The 15587-nt window shown below is 66.1% G+C and carries 18 protein-coding genes; 14 read left to right on the top strand and 4 right to left on the bottom strand.

Annotated elements, in window-relative coordinates:
- Positions 1 to 55 precede the first annotated feature (55 nt).
- On the bottom strand, positions 56 to 1948 hold the full coding sequence (locus LK539_RS04355; RefSeq protein ID WP_227799673.1) for a diguanylate cyclase domain-containing protein: 1893 nt from the start codon (positions 1946 to 1948) through the stop codon (positions 56 to 58).
- A gap of 212 nt (positions 1949 to 2160) precedes the next feature.
- On the opposite strand from LK539_RS04355, the gene LK539_RS04360 reads away from it, so the two are divergent.
- A complete protein-coding gene (locus tag LK539_RS04360) occupies positions 2161 to 2550 on the top strand; it encodes a YbaN family protein (RefSeq protein ID WP_227799674.1) in 390 nt (129 codons plus the stop codon).
- A gap of 6 nt (positions 2551 to 2556) precedes the next feature.
- Here the strand turns inward: LK539_RS04360 and LK539_RS04365 are convergent, their stop codons facing one another.
- The gene (locus LK539_RS04365; protein WP_227799675.1) at positions 2557 to 2961 is read right to left on the bottom strand and encodes a hypothetical protein; all 405 of its coding nucleotides are present in this window, start codon (positions 2959 to 2961) and stop codon (positions 2557 to 2559) included.
- A gap of 196 nt (positions 2962 to 3157) precedes the next feature.
- Here LK539_RS04365 and LK539_RS04370 point away from each other — a divergent pair, with 196 nt between their 5' ends.
- The 3 genes from LK539_RS04370 to nth are packed head-to-tail and all read left to right on the top strand — an operon-like array spanning position 3158 to position 5129.
- Positions 3158 to 4120, top strand: coding sequence for an MBL fold metallo-hydrolase (locus LK539_RS04370; RefSeq protein ID WP_227799676.1), 963 nt, complete (start codon positions 3158 to 3160; stop codon positions 4118 to 4120).
- Positions 4121 to 4144: 24 nt separating this feature from the next.
- Positions 4145 to 4462, top strand: coding sequence for a hypothetical protein (locus tag LK539_RS04375; protein WP_227799677.1), 318 nt, complete (start codon positions 4145 to 4147; stop codon positions 4460 to 4462).
- Position 4463: 1 nt separating this feature from the next.
- Positions 4464 to 5129 carry an endonuclease III gene (gene nth / locus LK539_RS04380; RefSeq protein WP_227799678.1) on the top strand — a complete coding sequence of 222 codons (666 nt, stop codon included), beginning with the start codon at positions 4464 to 4466 and terminating at the stop codon, positions 5127 to 5129.
- Here nth and LK539_RS04385 read toward each other — a convergent pair.
- The gene (locus LK539_RS04385) at positions 5126 to 6025 is read right to left on the bottom strand and encodes a LysR family transcriptional regulator (RefSeq protein ID WP_227799679.1); all 900 of its coding nucleotides are present in this window, start codon (positions 6023 to 6025) and stop codon (positions 5126 to 5128) included. The genes nth and LK539_RS04385 overlap by 4 nt on opposite strands.
- 102 nt (positions 6026 to 6127) lie before the next feature.
- Between LK539_RS04385 and LK539_RS04390 the strand changes: the two genes are divergently transcribed.
- The 4 genes from LK539_RS04390 to LK539_RS04405 are packed head-to-tail and all read left to right on the top strand — an operon-like array spanning position 6128 to position 8596.
- Positions 6128 to 6736, top strand: coding sequence for a glutathione S-transferase family protein (locus tag LK539_RS04390; protein WP_227799680.1), 609 nt, complete (start codon positions 6128 to 6130; stop codon positions 6734 to 6736).
- A gap of 2 nt (positions 6737 to 6738) precedes the next feature.
- Positions 6739 to 7635 carry a pyridoxamine 5'-phosphate oxidase family protein gene (locus LK539_RS04395; protein ID WP_227799681.1) on the top strand — a complete coding sequence of 299 codons (897 nt, stop codon included), beginning with the start codon at positions 6739 to 6741 and terminating at the stop codon, positions 7633 to 7635.
- Positions 7636 to 7680: 45 nt separating this feature from the next.
- Positions 7681 to 8181, top strand: a complete 501-nt coding sequence (locus LK539_RS04400; RefSeq protein ID WP_227799682.1) for a GAF domain-containing protein — start codon at positions 7681 to 7683, stop codon at positions 8179 to 8181.
- Positions 8174 to 8596: a response regulator gene (locus LK539_RS04405; protein WP_227799683.1), complete on the top strand. Its 423-nt coding sequence runs from the start codon at positions 8174 to 8176 to the stop codon at positions 8594 to 8596. The genes LK539_RS04400 and LK539_RS04405 overlap by 8 nt, the downstream gene beginning before the upstream one ends.
- A 26-nt stretch (positions 8597 to 8622) precedes the next feature.
- Here the strand turns inward: LK539_RS04405 and LK539_RS04410 are convergent, their stop codons facing one another.
- Positions 8623 to 8979: a winged helix-turn-helix domain-containing protein gene (locus LK539_RS04410; RefSeq protein ID WP_227799684.1), complete on the bottom strand. Its 357-nt coding sequence runs from the start codon at positions 8977 to 8979 to the stop codon at positions 8623 to 8625.
- A gap of 117 nt (positions 8980 to 9096) precedes the next feature.
- Between LK539_RS04410 and LK539_RS04415 the strand changes: the two genes are divergently transcribed.
- The 6 genes from LK539_RS04415 to LK539_RS04440 all read left to right on the top strand — a co-directional run bounded on the left by LK539_RS04415 (position 9097) and on the right by LK539_RS04440 (position 15458).
- Positions 9097 to 9621 carry a hypothetical protein gene (locus LK539_RS04415; protein ID WP_227799685.1) on the top strand — a complete coding sequence of 175 codons (525 nt, stop codon included), beginning with the start codon at positions 9097 to 9099 and terminating at the stop codon, positions 9619 to 9621.
- Between the two features lie 76 nt (positions 9622 to 9697).
- Positions 9698 to 9979, top strand: a complete 282-nt coding sequence (locus LK539_RS04420) for a hypothetical protein (protein WP_227799686.1) — start codon at positions 9698 to 9700, stop codon at positions 9977 to 9979.
- Between the two features lie 34 nt (positions 9980 to 10013).
- On the top strand, positions 10014 to 11756 hold the full coding sequence (locus LK539_RS04425) for a hypothetical protein (protein WP_227799687.1): 1743 nt from the start codon (positions 10014 to 10016) through the stop codon (positions 11754 to 11756).
- Positions 11756 to 13894, top strand: a complete 2139-nt coding sequence (locus LK539_RS04430) for a hypothetical protein (RefSeq protein ID WP_227799688.1) — start codon at positions 11756 to 11758, stop codon at positions 13892 to 13894. Before LK539_RS04425 ends, LK539_RS04430 begins: the two co-directional genes overlap by 1 nt.
- An 8-nt stretch (positions 13895 to 13902) precedes the next feature.
- The gene (locus LK539_RS04435) at positions 13903 to 14577 is read left to right on the top strand and encodes a hypothetical protein (RefSeq protein WP_227799689.1); all 675 of its coding nucleotides are present in this window, start codon (positions 13903 to 13905) and stop codon (positions 14575 to 14577) included.
- A 119-nt stretch (positions 14578 to 14696) separates the two neighbouring features.
- Positions 14697 to 15458: a ThuA domain-containing protein gene (locus tag LK539_RS04440; protein WP_227799690.1), complete on the top strand. Its 762-nt coding sequence runs from the start codon at positions 14697 to 14699 to the stop codon at positions 15456 to 15458.
- Positions 15459 to 15587: the final 129 nt, after the last annotated feature.

The raw sequence follows: 15587 nt of genomic DNA on the forward strand, positions 1-15587 counted from the left end.
GTTGACCGCGTGGGCGGGAGACCCGCCCACCCTACGGGAGAAAGCAGCCGTTGATTCAGGTTTGGTGGGCCGCCGTCACGCGGTTGCGCCCGTGCGCCTTGGCGTCGTACATCGCCAGGTCGGCCGCGTGCAGCAGGGCTTCGGCGTCCATGCCGTCGTCGGGGAACAGGGCGATGCCCAGGCTGCCCGAGATGCGCAGCACCAGTTCGCCGTCCTCGAAGGGCTGGTTTAGCTGGTACAGGATGTTTTCGGCCACGGTGGATGCATCGGCCAGGCTGTCGCAGCGCGGCAGCAGCACGACGAATTCGTCGCCGCCCACGCGCGCCAGCGTGTCGGCTTCGCGCAGGCCGGCGCGCAGGCGCCGCGCCACCAGCTGCAGCAGGCGGTCGCCGACGGCGTGGCCGTGGGTATCGTTGACCGGCTTGAACTGGTCGAGGTCGAAATAGATCACCGCCACCTTGTGGCCGTCGCGGATGGCGGTGCGGATGGCCTGGCGCAGGCGGTCGCCCAGCAGCACGCGGTTGGGCAGCCCGGTCAGCGCGTCTTCGTGCGCCAGGCGGCGCATGCGCGCTTCCTCGTGCTTGCGGGCGTCGATGTTGGAGAAGGTGCCGACCATGCGCATCGGCATGCCCAGTTCGTCGCGCTCGCTGACGGTGCCGCGCGCGTCGGTCCAGCTCCAGTCACCATTGCGCAGGCGTACCCGGAACTCGGCCGCGAAGTCCTCCGTCTTGCCCGCCAGGTGGCCGCGCAGTTGCGCACGCAGCTCCGGCAGGTCGTCGGGATGGACAATGGCGTCGAGCGCGCTGCCGTACCAGGAGATCACCGAGCGCTCGGTGTCCAGGATCTTGCGGGCGCGCGCCGACAGGGTGGCCAGGCCCGTCACCACGTCGCAGTCCCACACGCCGTCGCCGGTGGCGCTCAGCGCCAGCTTCCAGCGCGCCTCGGCCGCAGCCAGCGCCTTCAGCGCCCGGCGCCGGCGGTCGGTGGCGCCCAGGGCGGCCCAACCCAGCAGGGTCAGGACGAGCGAGACGGCGGCGCCGACCCAGGTCAGCACCGCGCGCTGCTGGGTGAAGCGGGCCTCGGCATCCTGCACCGCTTCACCGACCGTCACCACCATGCCGTATTCGGGTAGCTTGTGCCAGGTGTAGAAGCGCTCGATGCCGTCGATCTGGCCGACGCGGCGGAAGCTCCCTGTCACCGGGCTGTGCGACGCATGCGGATTGTCCTTCAGCACCTGGCCAGTGCCGTGGTTGATGCTGCCGCGGGTGCTGCGCGCGATGACCGTGCCGTCGGTGCGCATCAGCGACACCGAGGCGTTGGGACCGAGGTCGATGTCGTCGTAGAAGCGCACGAAGTAATCCGGCGCGACGGTGGCCATGACCACGGCCTGCAGGCGGCCTTGGGCGTCGCGGACCGAGCGGCTGAACTGCACCGCCCAGGCGTGCGTGAGCGGACAGATCACCGGCCGGCTCACGTAGATGCGGTCATCGCTGATTCCGAGGTGGGCCTGGTAGCTGATGGCCTGCTGCATGTCGCGCCCGCCATGCGAGGGGGCGGCATTGGTGTAGGCCACCCTGCCCTGCGCGTCGAACACGGTGACCATCAGCGGCACCCGCTGGCGCAGGTGGCGCGCATGTTCGCCGACGGCCTTGGGAAAGTCGGCGCGGTCGTTCTGCCAGATGCTGCGCAGCTGGATCAGCGACAGGTCGACGATGCCGACGGTGGCGCGCACTTCCTCGGTGAAGACGCGGGCATAGTTGCGCAGGTCGCGCTTGCTGCCGGCCTGGGCCAGGCTGGCGAAGCGCGACTGCTCGACCGCCACCAGGCCCCAGACGATGGGCAGCATCAAGGCCAGGTAGATGGCCAGGTCGCGCAGTACACGGGGCCGGAAGAAATCGCCCAGGCGTACGCGGGATGGGGGCTTGGCGGAGGGAGTAAGCGAAGGCATGGACGACGGACTGCGGCAGCGGAACAATGGCGAAGGAGGCGAAGCCGGGCGTCTTGCTTGCGCCTGCTATAAGTTCTCGATCGCGCCCGTCGTGATGGAGTCGATTATACCTGTCGTTTCCTTGTGGAACTTATTGTTGGCTTAAATTTGATGGATTTGATGCCGCAAAGCAACGCTATTCCCGGCCAGGAGCTGCATGCTAGAGTGCGAGCATGAAACCCTTCTATAACGCGGCGGGGGTGCTGGCGCTGTTGCTGGGCATCCTCGGCATCTTCCTGCCGCTGCTGCCGACCACGCCCTTCCTGCTGCTGGCGTCGTGGTGCTTCGCGCGCGGCTCGGAGCGCCTGCACGGCTGGCTGCTGTCGCACCGCGTATTCGGCGAATACCTGCGCAACTTCGAGGCCGGCCGCGGCATTCCGCTGAAGGCGAAAATCGTGGCCACGGCCATGTTGTGGACGTCATTGCTGCTGGCGATAGGCCGCCTGCTCGAGTCGGACCGCCCGCTGCTGGTCGGCGTGCTGCTGCTCACCGGCGCGGGCGTGAGCATCTACCTGTGGCGCTACCTGCCGACGCTGCGGCTGGAGCGCCCGGGGCGAGGCTAGGCTGCCTCAGGAACAGCCGCGCTTGAACCGTCCGCGGCTGTCGGCCGGATAGCTGAGCACAATGGTATCGGTGCGCTCGCCCGGCAGCCAGGTCATCTGGACATCGCCCTCGCGCGAGGCGAACCGGTGCGGGCCGACTTCGTCCAGCCGCACCCGGCTCCATTTGCCGAAATCGGCATACACCTGCTGGTCGAGGTCGATCAGCTCGAGCCGGCGGCCATTCGACAGCGCATAGCTGCCCTCGACTTCGCTGGCAAGCTGGGCGCCGGTGGCGATGAAGCCGTTCGGGCCGGCGACGGTGGCCCGTTGCGCGGTGACGTTCACCTTGCCTCCCGGACCGCACTGGGCGGCCGAGGCAAGGGGTGCGGCCAGCAGGCATGCTGCCGCGACGAGCGGATAAATGCTGCGCATGACATCTCCTTTGCATGGTCAGAAGGCAGCCGCACCATGGCGGCCGTCCTGCCAATTCAGACAGCGCAAGCACCTAGGAGTGCACGCGGTTCCCGTGGTTGCGAAAACGCTTTGAGACCGATCAAGGTTCATGACGTTTGCACGCCGCAAGCAAGCTGACGCCGCATTGGCGCGATTCCGGATAATGTCCTTACTTATGGAAATCCAATTCCTCGGAACCTCCTCCGGCACACCCACCCGGTCGCGCAACATGACGGCGATCGCCCTGCGCACGCACGGCGCAAAGCACTGGTCGCTGGTCGACTGCGCCGAAGGCACGCAACATCGCCTGCTGCGCACCAGCATGTCGCCGATGAGCCTGCGCGCCATCTTCATCACCCACCTGCATGGCGACCACTGCTACGGCCTGCCCGGCCTGCTGGCTAGCGCCGGCATGCTGAATCGCACGGCGCCGATGGCCATCGTCGGCCCGGCGCCGCTGCGCGGCATGATGGAATGCATCATGGAAGCGACCCAGCTCACGCTCCCCTACCCGATCGACTGGGTGGCGATCGAGGACCTGGCGCACACCGACATCCTTCCTGACCTGCGCGTGCACGCCACGCGCCTGTCGCACCGCATCGATTGCTGGGCCTACAGCTTCACCGAGGCCGCGGTCGAGCGCAAACTCGACATCGGCAAGCTGAAGGCGGGCGCCATCCCGGCGGGACCAGCCTGGGGCGAGATCCAGCAGGGCCGCAACGTGGTGCTGGCGGACGGGCGCGTCGTGGTGGCGGAGCAGTTCCTGCTGCCGCCGCGCCGCTCGCGCAAGGTGATCATCGCGGGCGACAACGACAGCCCCGAGCTCCTGGCGAGGGAAGCGATTGGTGCCGACCTGCTGGTGCACGAGGCAACCTATACCGAAGCGGTCCTGCACAAGGTCGGCCCCGGCCCGCAGCACAGTTCGGCCGCGATGGTGGCGCGCATGGCGCAAGAGGCGGCGCTGCCGAACCTGATCCTGACCCACTTCAGCCCGCGCTACCAGGACCGCGAAGGCGCGCTGACATTGAACGACATCGAACGCGAGGCGCGCGAGCACTATACCGGCACGCTGTTCCTCGCGCGCGACCTGGCCAGGTACGAGCTCGGGAAGGACGGCAGCCTGCATGCGCTGCAGTAAAGCGAGCCCGGCTACAATCGCCCCATGCCCAAGAAGACCCCCATTTTTCCCGGACCCCAGACCGCGCGCGGCGCCGTGCTCGCGGTGCTGCTGTCGAACGAAGACCAGCTGGGCGCCGAACCGCTACGCGGCCGCATCACCCTCGCCGCCATCGTGCGCGCGCTCAAGCGCAAGTACCACTGGCCGATCGAGACCGAAAGCTTCCCCTCGAACAGCGCCGACGGCCGCGCCACCTGGGCCACCGTCTACAGCCTGCCGCCGGAAGTTATCGCCAAGGCCCTGAAGGCGGGCGGGAGCGACTGGCTCAGGAGCCGCCGGTCGGGCGGCGGCGACGACGCATAGCATGGACAAGCGGCCCTTCGACATCGACCTCGCGCTCGAGCGCATCGAAGCGGCCGTGCAGCCCTGGCCCAAGGCGGCCCTGTTCCAGCTGGCCGAAGAAGGTTTCACGTCGACCTTCGAGCAGCTGCTGGCCTGCATCATCTCGATCCGCACCTACGACGAAGTGACGCTGCCGGTGTCGCGCCGGCTGTTCGCGCAGGCGCGCACGCCCTCCGCCATCGCGGGGCTCGGCTGGGAAGAACTGGATGCCCTGATCAGCCCTTCGACCTTCCACGAGCGCAAGGCGCAGCAGATGCTGGCGATCGCGCGCGAGGTGGTCGAGCGCTTCGGCGAAACCCTGCCGGGCGAGCGTGAGGTGCTGCTGTCGTTTGCCGGCGTCGGGCCGAAGTGCGCCCACCTGGTGCTGGGTGTGGCCTGCGGGACGCCCGTCATCAGCGTCGACATCCACGTGCACCGGGTGACCGGGCGCTGGGGCTATGTGAAGGCAGCGACGCCCGAGAAGACACTACTGGCGCTGGAAGCCACGCTGCCGCAACAGCACTGGATCACCATCAACCGGCTGCTGGTCCCGTTCGGCAAGCACATCTGCACCGGGACGAAGCCCAAGTGTTCGACCTGCCCCGTGCTCGACATGTGCCGGCAGGTGGGCGTGACGGAGCATCGCTAAGGCTGGCGAATCAGCGGCAGCTGCCCCAGCTCTTCCACCGCGAAATCGACGAAGGCCCGCACCCGCGGCGCCATGTGCCGCGCACTTGGGAAGACCAGGTGCACGGGAAGCGCCTCCGGTTCGTAGGCACTTAACAGGCGCACCAGGCTGCCCGCCTGCAGGTCGGGCGCCGCCTGGTAGGACAGCGCCTGCGCAATGCCGAAGCCCGCGCGCGCCGCGTTCAGGACACCCTCGATGTCGTTCAGCCGCAGGCGCGGCGTGAAGCGCACGATGTGCTCGCGCTCGCCCGTGCGGTAGCGCCACTCCGCCAGGCCCCGCACCGCGGTGCCGAGGATCAGTTCGTGCCGTCCCAGGTCCTCCGGCGTGGCCGGCTCGCCGTGCTGCGCCAGGTAGGCCGGACTGGCCACCGTCATGCGCCGCACCTCGCCCACCCGGCGCGCCACCAGGCCGGAGCTGTCGAGCGGCCCGATGCGCAGCGCGACATCGATACCGTTCTCGATCAGGTCCATGTTGCGGTCGCCCAGGACCAGCTCGACCTGGATTTCGGGATAGCGCATCAGGAAGCGGGTGACGACCGGCGCCATGTGACGGCGGCCGAACACCATCGGCGCCGTCACGCGCAGCAGGCCGCGCGGTACCGCCGCGTCGTGCTCGCTGATCGCCCCCTCGTAGTCCGCCAGCAGGCGCCGCGCCTGCTCGGCCAGGCGCAGTCCCTCGCCGATCGCCGTCAGGCGGCGCGTGCTGCGCTCGAACAGGCGCAGGCCGACGCGCTCTTCCAGGGTGGCGAGGCTGCGGGTGATGGCCGAAGGCGAACGGCGCAGCTTCTGCGCGGCGGCCGACATGCTGCCCGCGTCCAGGATGGCCAGGAAGACCTGCAGTTCGTCCAGACGGTCCATGATTCTTGCAAAGTTCGAAAGAGTGAATTGCGATTATACCCCATTCCGCAACGACGCTGCCGTGGATAGCATGACTCCACCTTCAATCACCTGGGCTCACCCATGACCACGACTGCCATTACCCTCCACGGCACTGCCCTGTCCGGCCACACCCACCGCGTCCAGCTGCTGCTGCACATGCTGCAGCTGCCCTACCGCTTCATCGACGCGCCGGCTTCGGTGCGCCAGAGCGAAGCGTTCCGAGCCATCAATCCGCTCGGCCAGATCCCTGTCCTGCAGGACGGCGAGCTGGTGCTGGCGGACAGAAATGCGATCCTGGTCTACCTGGCGAAACGCTATGCACCCGGCAGCGGCTGGCTGCCGGAGGATCCGGTCGGAGCGGCCCAGGTGCAGCGCTGGCTGTCGCTGGCGGCCGGCGAGATTGCCTTCGGTCCGGCCAGAGCGCGGGTGACGGCGCGCTGGGGCGATACCGGCATGCCCCAGGAGCTCATGCACAAGCTGGCCGGCAAGGTGCTGGGCTTCATGGAAGCGCACTTGGCGCGGCAGGACTTCCTGGCGGGACCGGCGCCGACGCTGGCCGACCTCGCCTGCTATTCCTATGTCGCGCACGCGCCGGAAGGCGGCGTGTCGCTGGCGCCCTATCCGCAGCTGCGTGCCTGGATCGCACGCGTCCAGGCGCTGCCGCATTTCGTGCCGATGCCGGAGAACTGAGCATGAACGACTACCGCATCCCGCAACCCTTCCACGCCGGCGAACTGCGCGCCCAGCAGCTGGCCGGCGGCGGGCCGCCCGGTGCGCCGATCCGCTCGCAGATGCCGGACCAGCACCGCCAGTTCTTTGCCCTGCTGCCTTTCGTGTGCGTGGCGCTGGCGGACGGCGAAGGCTGGCCGCTGGCCACGCTGCTGCATGGCGAACCCGGCTTCGCGAGCTCGCCCGAACCCGGCCAGCTGCGCATCGCCGCCCTGCCGGATGCCGCCGACCCGGCCCATGCCTGCCTGCACGCAGGTGCCGACGTCGGCCTGCTTGGCATCGACCTGGGCACGCGCCGCCGCAACCGCGAGAACGGCGTCGTCGCGCAGGTCGACGGCGGCGGCCTGCTGGTCGACGTGCACCAGTCCTTCGGCAACTGCCCGCGCTACATCCACGTGCGCCGGCTCGAGCGCGTGCAGCGCCAGGCCGGACCAAGCGAGGCCTTCGGTGCGCAACTGCCATCGGATGCCGCACGCCTGGTCGCCGCATGCGAGACCATGTTCGTGGCCACCTCGAGCGGCGCCACCGGGGAAGGCGCGGCGCGCGGCCTGGACATCTCGCACCGCGGCGGCGAAGCCGGTTTCCTGCGCCTGCAAGGCCATGTCCTGCACGTGCCCGACTACGCGGGGAACCGCTACTTCAACACCCTGGGCAACCTGCTGCTGGAGCCGCGCGCCGCGCTCGTGATGATTGATTTCGACAGCGGCGACATCCTGCAGCTGCAAGGCATGGCCGAAGTCGACTGGCACGGCGATGCTTCTCCCGATCCCGCCGCCGAACGCTGGTGGAAATTCAGCATCGAGCGCGGCTGGCTGAGGCGGGGCGCCTTCCCGCTGCGTGAGGCTTGGCCGCAGGCGTAAAAATCGGCTATCGTTCGGTGTTTGCAGCAGCCACCGAATGCCCTCATGATCAAGCCGCCGATTCCCGACAACGAGCAGGAGCGCCTCGCGCTGCTGTATGACATGCTGCTGCTCGACACGCCGCCCGAGGAGCGGCTCGACAAGATCGTGGCGTTTGCCGCGAGCGAGTTCGACGTCCCCATTTGCCTGATCAGCCTGGTCGACAGCGAGCGCCAGTGGTTCAAGGCGCGCGTCGGGCTGGAAGCCTGCGAAACCTCGCGCGACATTTCCTTCTGCGCGCATGCGCTGCACAGCAACGACATCCTGCTGGTGCCGGACGCCCTGCTCGACCCGCGCTTCCACGACAATCCGCTGGTGACGGGCGCGCCGCACATCCGCTTCTACGCCGGCGCGCCGCTGGGCAAGGACGACCTCGTGATCGGCACCCTTTGCCTGATCGACACCCGCCCGCGCACGCTCGACGCGGTCGAACTGTCGATCCTGAAGAGCTTGCGCGAACTGGCGATGCTCGAACTGGCTTCGCCGGGGGTGGAGACCGATGCATAAGCCGGGGGCCTTCAACCTGCTGCTGGTCGAACCGGCGAACCTGCTGCGCCGCACGGTGTCCCTCACCCTGCGCGACCTCGGCGCGGCCGACGTCACGGAAACGGCCACCTATCCGACCGCGCACCAGATGTGCGAGCTGCGCCGCTTCGACGGCCTGGTCATCGCGCTCGAATGGCCGGAGCCGAGCGATGCCTTGCGCGGGCTCACCCTGATCCAGCAGATCCGCTCCGGCAAGGGCGCGTGCCCGGCCACGATCCCGATCGCGGTGCTGGTGGAATCCGCCAATGCCGAGCTGATCCAGGTGCTGCGCTCCTGCGGGGTCAGCCGCATCCTGATCAAACCCTTCCGCGTGCGCGATGTGATCGAGACGGTCGAGAACATGAAGGGGCTGGCGCGCGCCGTCGCCACCAGCTAGACGGGCCCTGCGCTGTTACGCCGGAATCAGCCCTTGGCGCCGGTGGCGTTGAGCATGCACTGCGACAGCCTGTCGAAGTGCTGCAAGGCCGCCTGGGTCAGGTCGACCTGCTTGCGGCGGCTGTCTTCGGTATCGGTGAGCACGATCCAGCCCTTCTCGCGCATCGATTTCAGGCGGTTGTGCACGGTAGCCGGAGAACCCAGCTGGTCCTTGGCCATCATGTCGCGCACCGACAGGCGCTCGTTCTCCTGGCGCGCCCGCGCCACCAGGGCCAGGATGCGTTCTTCGAGGGGATCGAGTTCCGGCAGCGCAGGCAGGCCACGCAGTGCTTCGGTGAGCTGCAGGAAGCGTAGATAGATGTCGGCTGGGCGGGTTGGCTTCATCTCAGGCAGTTGCAAGTTGGTGAACAGATAAGCTATGCTCGGGTCCCTCGTCGCGGCTGGATTGGCCATTTTACTGTAGCGCTGTTCACAATGAACCAATTCAAGTTGCATACTGCCATGGTTGCGGTGACCATGCTGCTGTTTTTTGCGGTACTGAAGGTCAACCAGCTGCTGTTTGCGGCGCTCGAGTTTGCTCCCGGGATTGCCTGGATCTACCTGCCGGCCGGCGTGCGTCTGCTGGCCATCCTGCTCTTCGCCGAAGCCGGCGCCATCGGGCTGCTGTTCATTTCCTGGATCGTGTGCGTGGTCGAGTTCTTTCCGAACGATCCGGTGCGCTCCTTCGCGGGCGGGATCCTGGCCAGCGCCAGCCCCTACCTGGTGTACCGCGCGATGCAGCACTTTTCCGGCTTGCAGCCTTCGCTGCAGAACCTGACACCGAAGCGCCTGCTCATCCTGTCGCTCATGTTCTCGCTGGCGAGTCCTTTCCTGCACCACCTGTGGTTCGCGCTCTACGAGCAAAAGGAAAACCTGGGCGCCAGCTTTGTCGCGATGGCGGCGGGCGACCTTGGCGGAACGCTTGTCGTGCTCTACTTTGCGAAGTTCATGCTGTGGTGCCTGGCAGGCCGTATGCGTAGCAAATAAATTATGGTTGGTTCTTTACAGAAATATTGCAGTCCTGTAACTTGAACGCTCTAAAAACCATAACAGTTCAGCTGCCATGTCCAAAACCTTCAATGCCACAGTCCTCGCACTGTGCTTCGCTATTCCCCTCCTCTCCGCTTGCGACAAGAAGGCCGAGCCCGCCCCGGCCAGCGCGATCGACAGTCCTGCCGCACCAGAAGCACCGGCCGCTCCGGAAGCGGTGACGGCAACCGCCGATGGCGTGCAGGCCCAGGCTGCAGCAGCGCCCGCGGCGCCTGCCGCCAGCGCCAGCGCCAGCGTCGGCGCCAAGGGCGTGGAAGCCAGCGCCGGCGACGTCTCGGTCAAGCTGCCGGACTGATTCGCCCACATCCCACCTTCTCGCAGGACACAACATGAAGAAAACCCTTATCGCATCGGCGCTGTTCGCGCTCGGGCTCAGCATGGCACATGCGGAGCCACTTTCCGCCAACGGCTCGATCGAAGTGAGCGTCAAGGCGAACAACGGCGACCTGATCAAAGCGCGCCGCGTGGCACGCGAGCAGGCCGAGAACGACGCTGTCCTGCGCCTGCTCAAGCTGAGGCTCGGCGCCGACCCGTCCAGCGCCAAGGTGCGTGACGGGCTGGTGGACCTGCGCAAGCAGCTCGCCGACAACATGAAGACCAGCTTCAATGCCGAAGGCGACGTACTGACCGCAAAGACCGCGCTCGAAGTGGATGCCGCCCAGTTCATGGACATGGCCCGCGTACTCGGCATCACCTCGACCGCGTCGTCGGCCAGTGCGAAAGTGCTGTTCCTGATCGACGAATACTACGGCGTCGGCACCAAGCTTGACCCGTCGCAGCCCCTGGTGACGGAGATCGACTACTCGCACGACAAGAGCTCGATGTCCGACTACACCGCGACCAGCTCCGGCGCGAAGAGCGCATCGAGCAGCTCGGCCAGCGCCCAGAAGTCCAGCTTCGCCGCGGCCTCGTCCGAGAAGTCGGCCTTCGCCGCAAGTTCCCAGTCGGCCGTTGCAGCGCGCGACAAGTCCGCCTTCGCGGGTTCCGACAAGGCATCCTTCTCGGGCTCGGACCGCAGCTCGGCCGCCCTGCAGGATGGCTACGGCGGCGCGGCCGCGGGCGCACGCAGCACCCAGGTCGCCGGCGCCCGTGACACCCGCGTGGCAGGCTCGAGCGACTCCAGCTTTGCCGCTTCCCAGAAGTCGGCCGCGGCAGGAAGTTCGTCGTCCCAGGCCGCAGTGAGCGCCTCCTCGTCCAGCGCGAGCGCCGCGAAGTCCGCCAGCGCCTCGAGCTTTGCCACCCGCCAGAACGCCGTCGAGAAGCAGAATGACGTGGTGAACCTCAAGGTGCGCCAGGTGTTCCCGGGTATCGACAACGCCAAGCCATCGGACGATTCGGCTGCGATGATCAACCAGAAGCTGCAGCAGGTGGTGCGCGAATACAACCTCTCGTTCACGGACGAGAAAGACTTCCGTATTGAAAACGGCCGCCGCCTGACCAACTCGGAAATCGCGCGCCAGCAGAAGTTCGACATGTATCTGCAGAAGGCCGCCCAGGGCAACTACAAGGCCAAGTACCTGGTCTACGGCACCGCCGTGATGAACTCGGAAGGTACGACTTCGAGCGGCCACGTCTCCTGCGCCGGCCAGCTGATGCTGACTTCGTCCGACGTGGATACCGGCGAGGGCTTCATCTCCGGCACCATCGTCAAGCGCGCGTTGGGCTCGTCCGACCAGAACTGCCGCGCCAACCTGTCCGAGGCGATGGCGCGGGCCTTGGCCGACAACGTCGGCACCAATGCGCAACGCGAACTGCAGGTGGCGGCAAGCCGTGGCCGCACCTACGTGGTGGCGCTCTACAGCGACTCGCGCGTGCCGGCCAAGCTGCGCCGCGACTTCTCGGCCAAAATCAAGGACGCCGCAGGCGTGGTCGAAGTACAGGCCGACGATAACGCATCCGAAGGACTGCGCCGCTGGACCGTCGTCGCCAAAGGTAATTTTTCCGAGACGGTGGAAGACCTGATCGACGAGATCGCCGAGGGCGAGGGCTCGGTCTACAAGAACGCACGCTTCGAGCAGCGCGGCAACCGCATGGTGTTCTGCGTTGAGGGCAAGTGCCCGGTGGAGATCTGATGCGTCATGTGGCCCGCGGTATCGCTGCGGCCTGTGCGCTGGCGCTGAGCGCCGGCGCATCCGGTGCGCAGTTCTACCTCTTCCCCGTCAAGGAAATCGAAGGCGTCTCCAAGGAGGCGCGCGACAAGTACAAGCTGCTTGACCAGAAGCTCATGGCCAGGCTCTTCGACGACGAGGCCGGACGGCAGGCCCAGCGCCAGCTGATCAAGGGCTTCGTCGGGCGCCTGAACGCTGCCTATCCCGAATCGCTGGTGCATCCGCGCCAAGTGGCCGACGTGAAGGTGGTCGGCACGCACAAATTCATCGACGACGATAACCTGCAATGCAAGGCCTCGCCTTCCGTCGCGGTGGGCGACACCTATGCGGTCATGCTCGGGATTACCCGCGCCTCGGTCTACGAGGTGCCGAAGGGCGAGAACATCGACGTCCTGATCCCGATCACCCTGAACGTGCAGTTCGTCCGCCCGAGCCTTGGCAAGGTGGTCTACACGATCAGCGAAACGGTCTATTCGCCCTTTAGCCTGGGCCGCAGGGAATACGAGTCGGGCGCTGCCGACGCCGTTATCCGCCAGACCCTGATCCGCAACCTGGAAACCCAGGCCGCCAGCCTCGTCGCCAGCGCGCGCCAGGCCTTCGATCCGAAGGACGTGAACGTCAAGATCGTCGGGCGCGACGGCGACTTCTATGTGACCGACCGCGGCGCGGAAGCCGGTTTCGTCAAGGGCGAACAAGTCGAGGCGCGTGACGCGGCGGGCAAGGAAGCGATCTTCGACGTGCTGTACGCGGACACCGGCTACGCCGTCATCAAGGCCGCGGCCGGCAGTGTGTCGGTCGGCAGCAGCCTCAAGTTCATCTTCGAGAGCGCTGCCGACGCCAGCACCAAGCCGCGCATCATGCCGGTCGTCTCGCAGGATGGCAGCGACAGCTGGGCCAGCTCGGTGGCGGCGCTGTTCGAGAAGGATATCGGCTTCAAGGCATCCTTCCAGATGGCGCCGGTGGACGTGAACTTCGCCCAGACCAAGGAGCTCCTGACCCGCTCGGCCAACTGCGTGACCTGGCAGAAGATCGCCGGCATGGCCGAGGCGACCGGCTCGCCCAAGGATGCGCCCGACTACTTCCTGCGCTTCACGCCGACGGTCAGCCCGTCCGTAACCCTGGCCGGCGCCGGCGGCACCAAGACCGAGGAGATGTTCCGCACGCTGGTGACGGCGCAGGTGATCGATCGCCACGGGCGCGTCATTTATTCGGGGCTGGGCGACGACAACTACAGTATCAAGCGCATCGACGGCGAAGGCCTGGGCCTGGCACAGGCCAAGGAAGTGTCGCTCAAGAATGCGACCGCCAAACTGGCGCAGAACTTCCTGGCCAACGTGCGTTTCGCGCCACGCGACTACAAGATCGAGCGCGTCGACAAGGAGAAGGTGTGGGTGAGCGGCCTGTCCGGCATGCCGGCCGGCGGCAAGGTCGCCTTCGACATCCTGCACCCGCTCGACGCCAAGGTGGGGGGCAAGCCTGCCCTGCTCGACCTGGAAGCCGGCAGCGGCTCCGGCGGTGCCGCCACCGACGGCGAGCTGGTCGGCTTTCCCTACGCTGCCGTCAACCCGGCCTTGCCGCGCCCGCGCAGTGGCGACCTGCTGCGCCTGTACACCGAGGTGCCGCCGAATGCCACGCGGGTGATCGACTGCGACGAACCGGTCTATGTGGGCAAGGACAACCTGATCGACGTAGGCTACTTCTCGCCGCTGGCGCGCCATGCGCAATACCAGTCGAAGAAGTTTGCCTCCTACGTCGGCGATCCGAAATTCTACGCACAGGCCAACTCGCTGCTGAGCCTTGGGCTGTTCGACACCAAGCTCGAGCGTCCATCGGTGGACGTGTGCAGCCAGCCCGGCTATACGGTCCGCGAGGTGGCGGCGCCCCAGTGCGACGGCCCGCAGAGCTGCAAGGTGACGGTACAGACCGGGATGCTGGTGCACCTGAAAAAGGATAGCCAGGTACAAAAGACCTTTGTCTCCGGGCTGCGCACGGATTTCGGCGGCTTTCCGTCGTCGGAAAAGAATGCTTTCTACGGATATAGAGGGCTAGAAAACGGGCTGTCCATGCAGGCAGACCTGATCAACAAGATGAACTCAAACTAGGGAAAACCATGAATATGATTCGCAAAGCAATCGTCGTTGCCGCCTGCCTGATGGCAGCCGGCGCAGCCAATGCCCAACTGGGCGGCCTGGGCTCGATGCTGGCCGGCGCCAAGTCGCCTGTCGCCTCCGGCGGCGATATCGGTGCCGACGTCGGTACCTTCGTCGCGAAAAGCGCAGCGCTGGGCGAGCTGGCCGGCCAGTCGGTCACCGCCATCAATGCCGCTTTCGCGAGCGACCAGGAAATCGAAGGCAAGCGCGCCAAGCTGGCCGACATCAAGAAGATCACCGACCCGGCCGAGAAGGCAGCCAAGTTTGCTGAACTCTACAAGTCGGAGCAGGCGGCGGCACAGACCCTGCTGGATTCGGGCGAGATGGAAAAGCGCATCGGCTCGCTGAGCAGCGACAAGAAGAAGATGATCGGCCAGGCACTGCTGAACTTCGGCATCGGCGGACTGCAGGCGGTCGACCTGACCAAGACCGGTCAGTCGCTGATCGCGAAAGCCAGCGCAAACCCGCTGAGCCTGCCGAAACTCATCCCCGTGAAGGACTCGCTGCCGGTGCTGGGCAAGGTCGTGACCGATTCCGGCTCCTTCCTGGTCGGCGTGCTGAAGGTCGCCAAGGGCGCCAACATCGCGGTGCAGCCGGCAACGGCTTCGTCGAAAGCGGCTGACTTTACTTTCTAAGTTTCTGCCCTCGCTGATGAGAACCGGCCTTCTGGCCGGTTTTTTCGTTTACCTGTTCTGTCATCGGTCTGCTGTTATGCTTGGTTCATTCGTTGATGGGTTCTTTACCGAGGGAGCGTATGAAACGGTTGGTCGTCGGATTGCTTGCATGCTTCGCCTTCATTTCCGCCAGCTGGGCGGAACCGCAGTTCAAGCTGCTGGTGCTGGGAGGGCCCAACAAATACCACTACGAATACATCCCGGTGGCGCGCGACAGCCTGGAACAGATGGGCAAGCTGCATAACTTCGACGTCACCTGGGCCACTCAGATGCAAGCCCTCGAGGGCGAGCTGAAACAGTATGCGGCGATCGTGCTGATGAATTCTTCGGGCGAGGAGTTCAACGAGAAGCAGCGCAAGGCTTTTGAAGAGTACGTAAATGGCGGCGGCAACGTCGTGATTGTGCACCGCGCTGTCATCTTCAATCCGCCCGGCGCCTGGCCCTGGTATGAAAAGCTGGTCGGGCGCTCCTTCCGGATTCATCCGATGCTGCAGACGGCCGTCATCGATACCGTCGACAAGAACTTCCCCGCCACCTTCGGCGTCCCCCAGCGCTGGATCTGGAGCGACGAATGGTATGAGCTGACCAATCCCTACAACGTGAAGATCAATACCGTACTGGCGGTGGACGAGGCCAGCTACGACCCGACCAAAATCTGGAAGGGGCAAGTCGCGAACGGCATGGGCAAAGACCATCCGGTGGCTTGGTATCACCAGGTCGGGAAGTCGCGCGTGTTCGTGACGACGCTTGGGCACGATGTGCGGGCGTATCGCGATCCGCAGTACTTGGCGCACCTGCTGGGAGGGATGTATTGGGCGACGACCGGACGCGGGATCCGGTGAGCGCGATCGGGTCGCAGGATGAATTGGTAAGCCTCCCCGGAGTCGAACCGGGCACCAACGGATTATGAGACCTTGGAACGCGACTCGTGCGTGGGAGAGCACCTAAAGAATTTTCCTTTTGATTTCAGT

The organism is Massilia sp. IC2-476 (assembly GCF_020707295.1).
In the GTDB taxonomy this organism is placed as follows: domain Bacteria; phylum Pseudomonadota; class Gammaproteobacteria; order Burkholderiales; family Burkholderiaceae_D; genus Telluria.

Coding starts and splice junctions, on each gene's coding strand:
- LK539_RS04430 (WP_227799688.1), top strand. CDS start 11,756: ATGCGTCATGTGGCCCGCGGTATCGCTGCGGCCTGTGCGCTGGCGCTG.
- LK539_RS04435 (WP_227799689.1), top strand. CDS start 13,903: ATGAATATGATTCGCAAAGCAATCGTCGTTGCCGCCTGCCTGATGGCA.
- LK539_RS04420 (WP_227799686.1), top strand. CDS start 9,698: ATGTCCAAAACCTTCAATGCCACAGTCCTCGCACTGTGCTTCGCTATT.
- LK539_RS04370 (WP_227799676.1), top strand. CDS start 3,158: ATGGAAATCCAATTCCTCGGAACCTCCTCCGGCACACCCACCCGGTCG.
- LK539_RS04355 (WP_227799673.1), bottom strand. CDS start 1,948: ATGCCTTCGCTTACTCCCTCCGCCAAGCCCCCATCCCGCGTACGCCTG.
- LK539_RS04375 (WP_227799677.1), top strand. CDS start 4,145: ATGCCCAAGAAGACCCCCATTTTTCCCGGACCCCAGACCGCGCGCGGC.
- LK539_RS04425 (WP_227799687.1), top strand. CDS start 10,014: ATGAAGAAAACCCTTATCGCATCGGCGCTGTTCGCGCTCGGGCTCAGC.
- LK539_RS04410 (WP_227799684.1), bottom strand. CDS start 8,979: ATGAAGCCAACCCGCCCAGCCGACATCTATCTACGCTTCCTGCAGCTC.
- LK539_RS04385 (WP_227799679.1), bottom strand. CDS start 6,025: ATGGACCGTCTGGACGAACTGCAGGTCTTCCTGGCCATCCTGGACGCG.
- LK539_RS04440 (WP_227799690.1), top strand. CDS start 14,697: ATGAAACGGTTGGTCGTCGGATTGCTTGCATGCTTCGCCTTCATTTCC.
- LK539_RS04365 (WP_227799675.1), bottom strand. CDS start 2,961: ATGCGCAGCATTTATCCGCTCGTCGCGGCAGCATGCCTGCTGGCCGCA.
- LK539_RS04405 (WP_227799683.1), top strand. CDS start 8,174: ATGCATAAGCCGGGGGCCTTCAACCTGCTGCTGGTCGAACCGGCGAAC.
- LK539_RS04360 (WP_227799674.1), top strand. CDS start 2,161: ATGAAACCCTTCTATAACGCGGCGGGGGTGCTGGCGCTGTTGCTGGGC.
- LK539_RS04390 (WP_227799680.1), top strand. CDS start 6,128: ATGACCACGACTGCCATTACCCTCCACGGCACTGCCCTGTCCGGCCAC.
- LK539_RS04400 (WP_227799682.1), top strand. CDS start 7,681: ATGATCAAGCCGCCGATTCCCGACAACGAGCAGGAGCGCCTCGCGCTG.
- LK539_RS04395 (WP_227799681.1), top strand. CDS start 6,739: ATGAACGACTACCGCATCCCGCAACCCTTCCACGCCGGCGAACTGCGC.
- nth (WP_227799678.1), top strand. CDS start 4,464: ATGGACAAGCGGCCCTTCGACATCGACCTCGCGCTCGAGCGCATCGAA.
- LK539_RS04415 (WP_227799685.1), top strand. CDS start 9,097: ATGGTTGCGGTGACCATGCTGCTGTTTTTTGCGGTACTGAAGGTCAAC.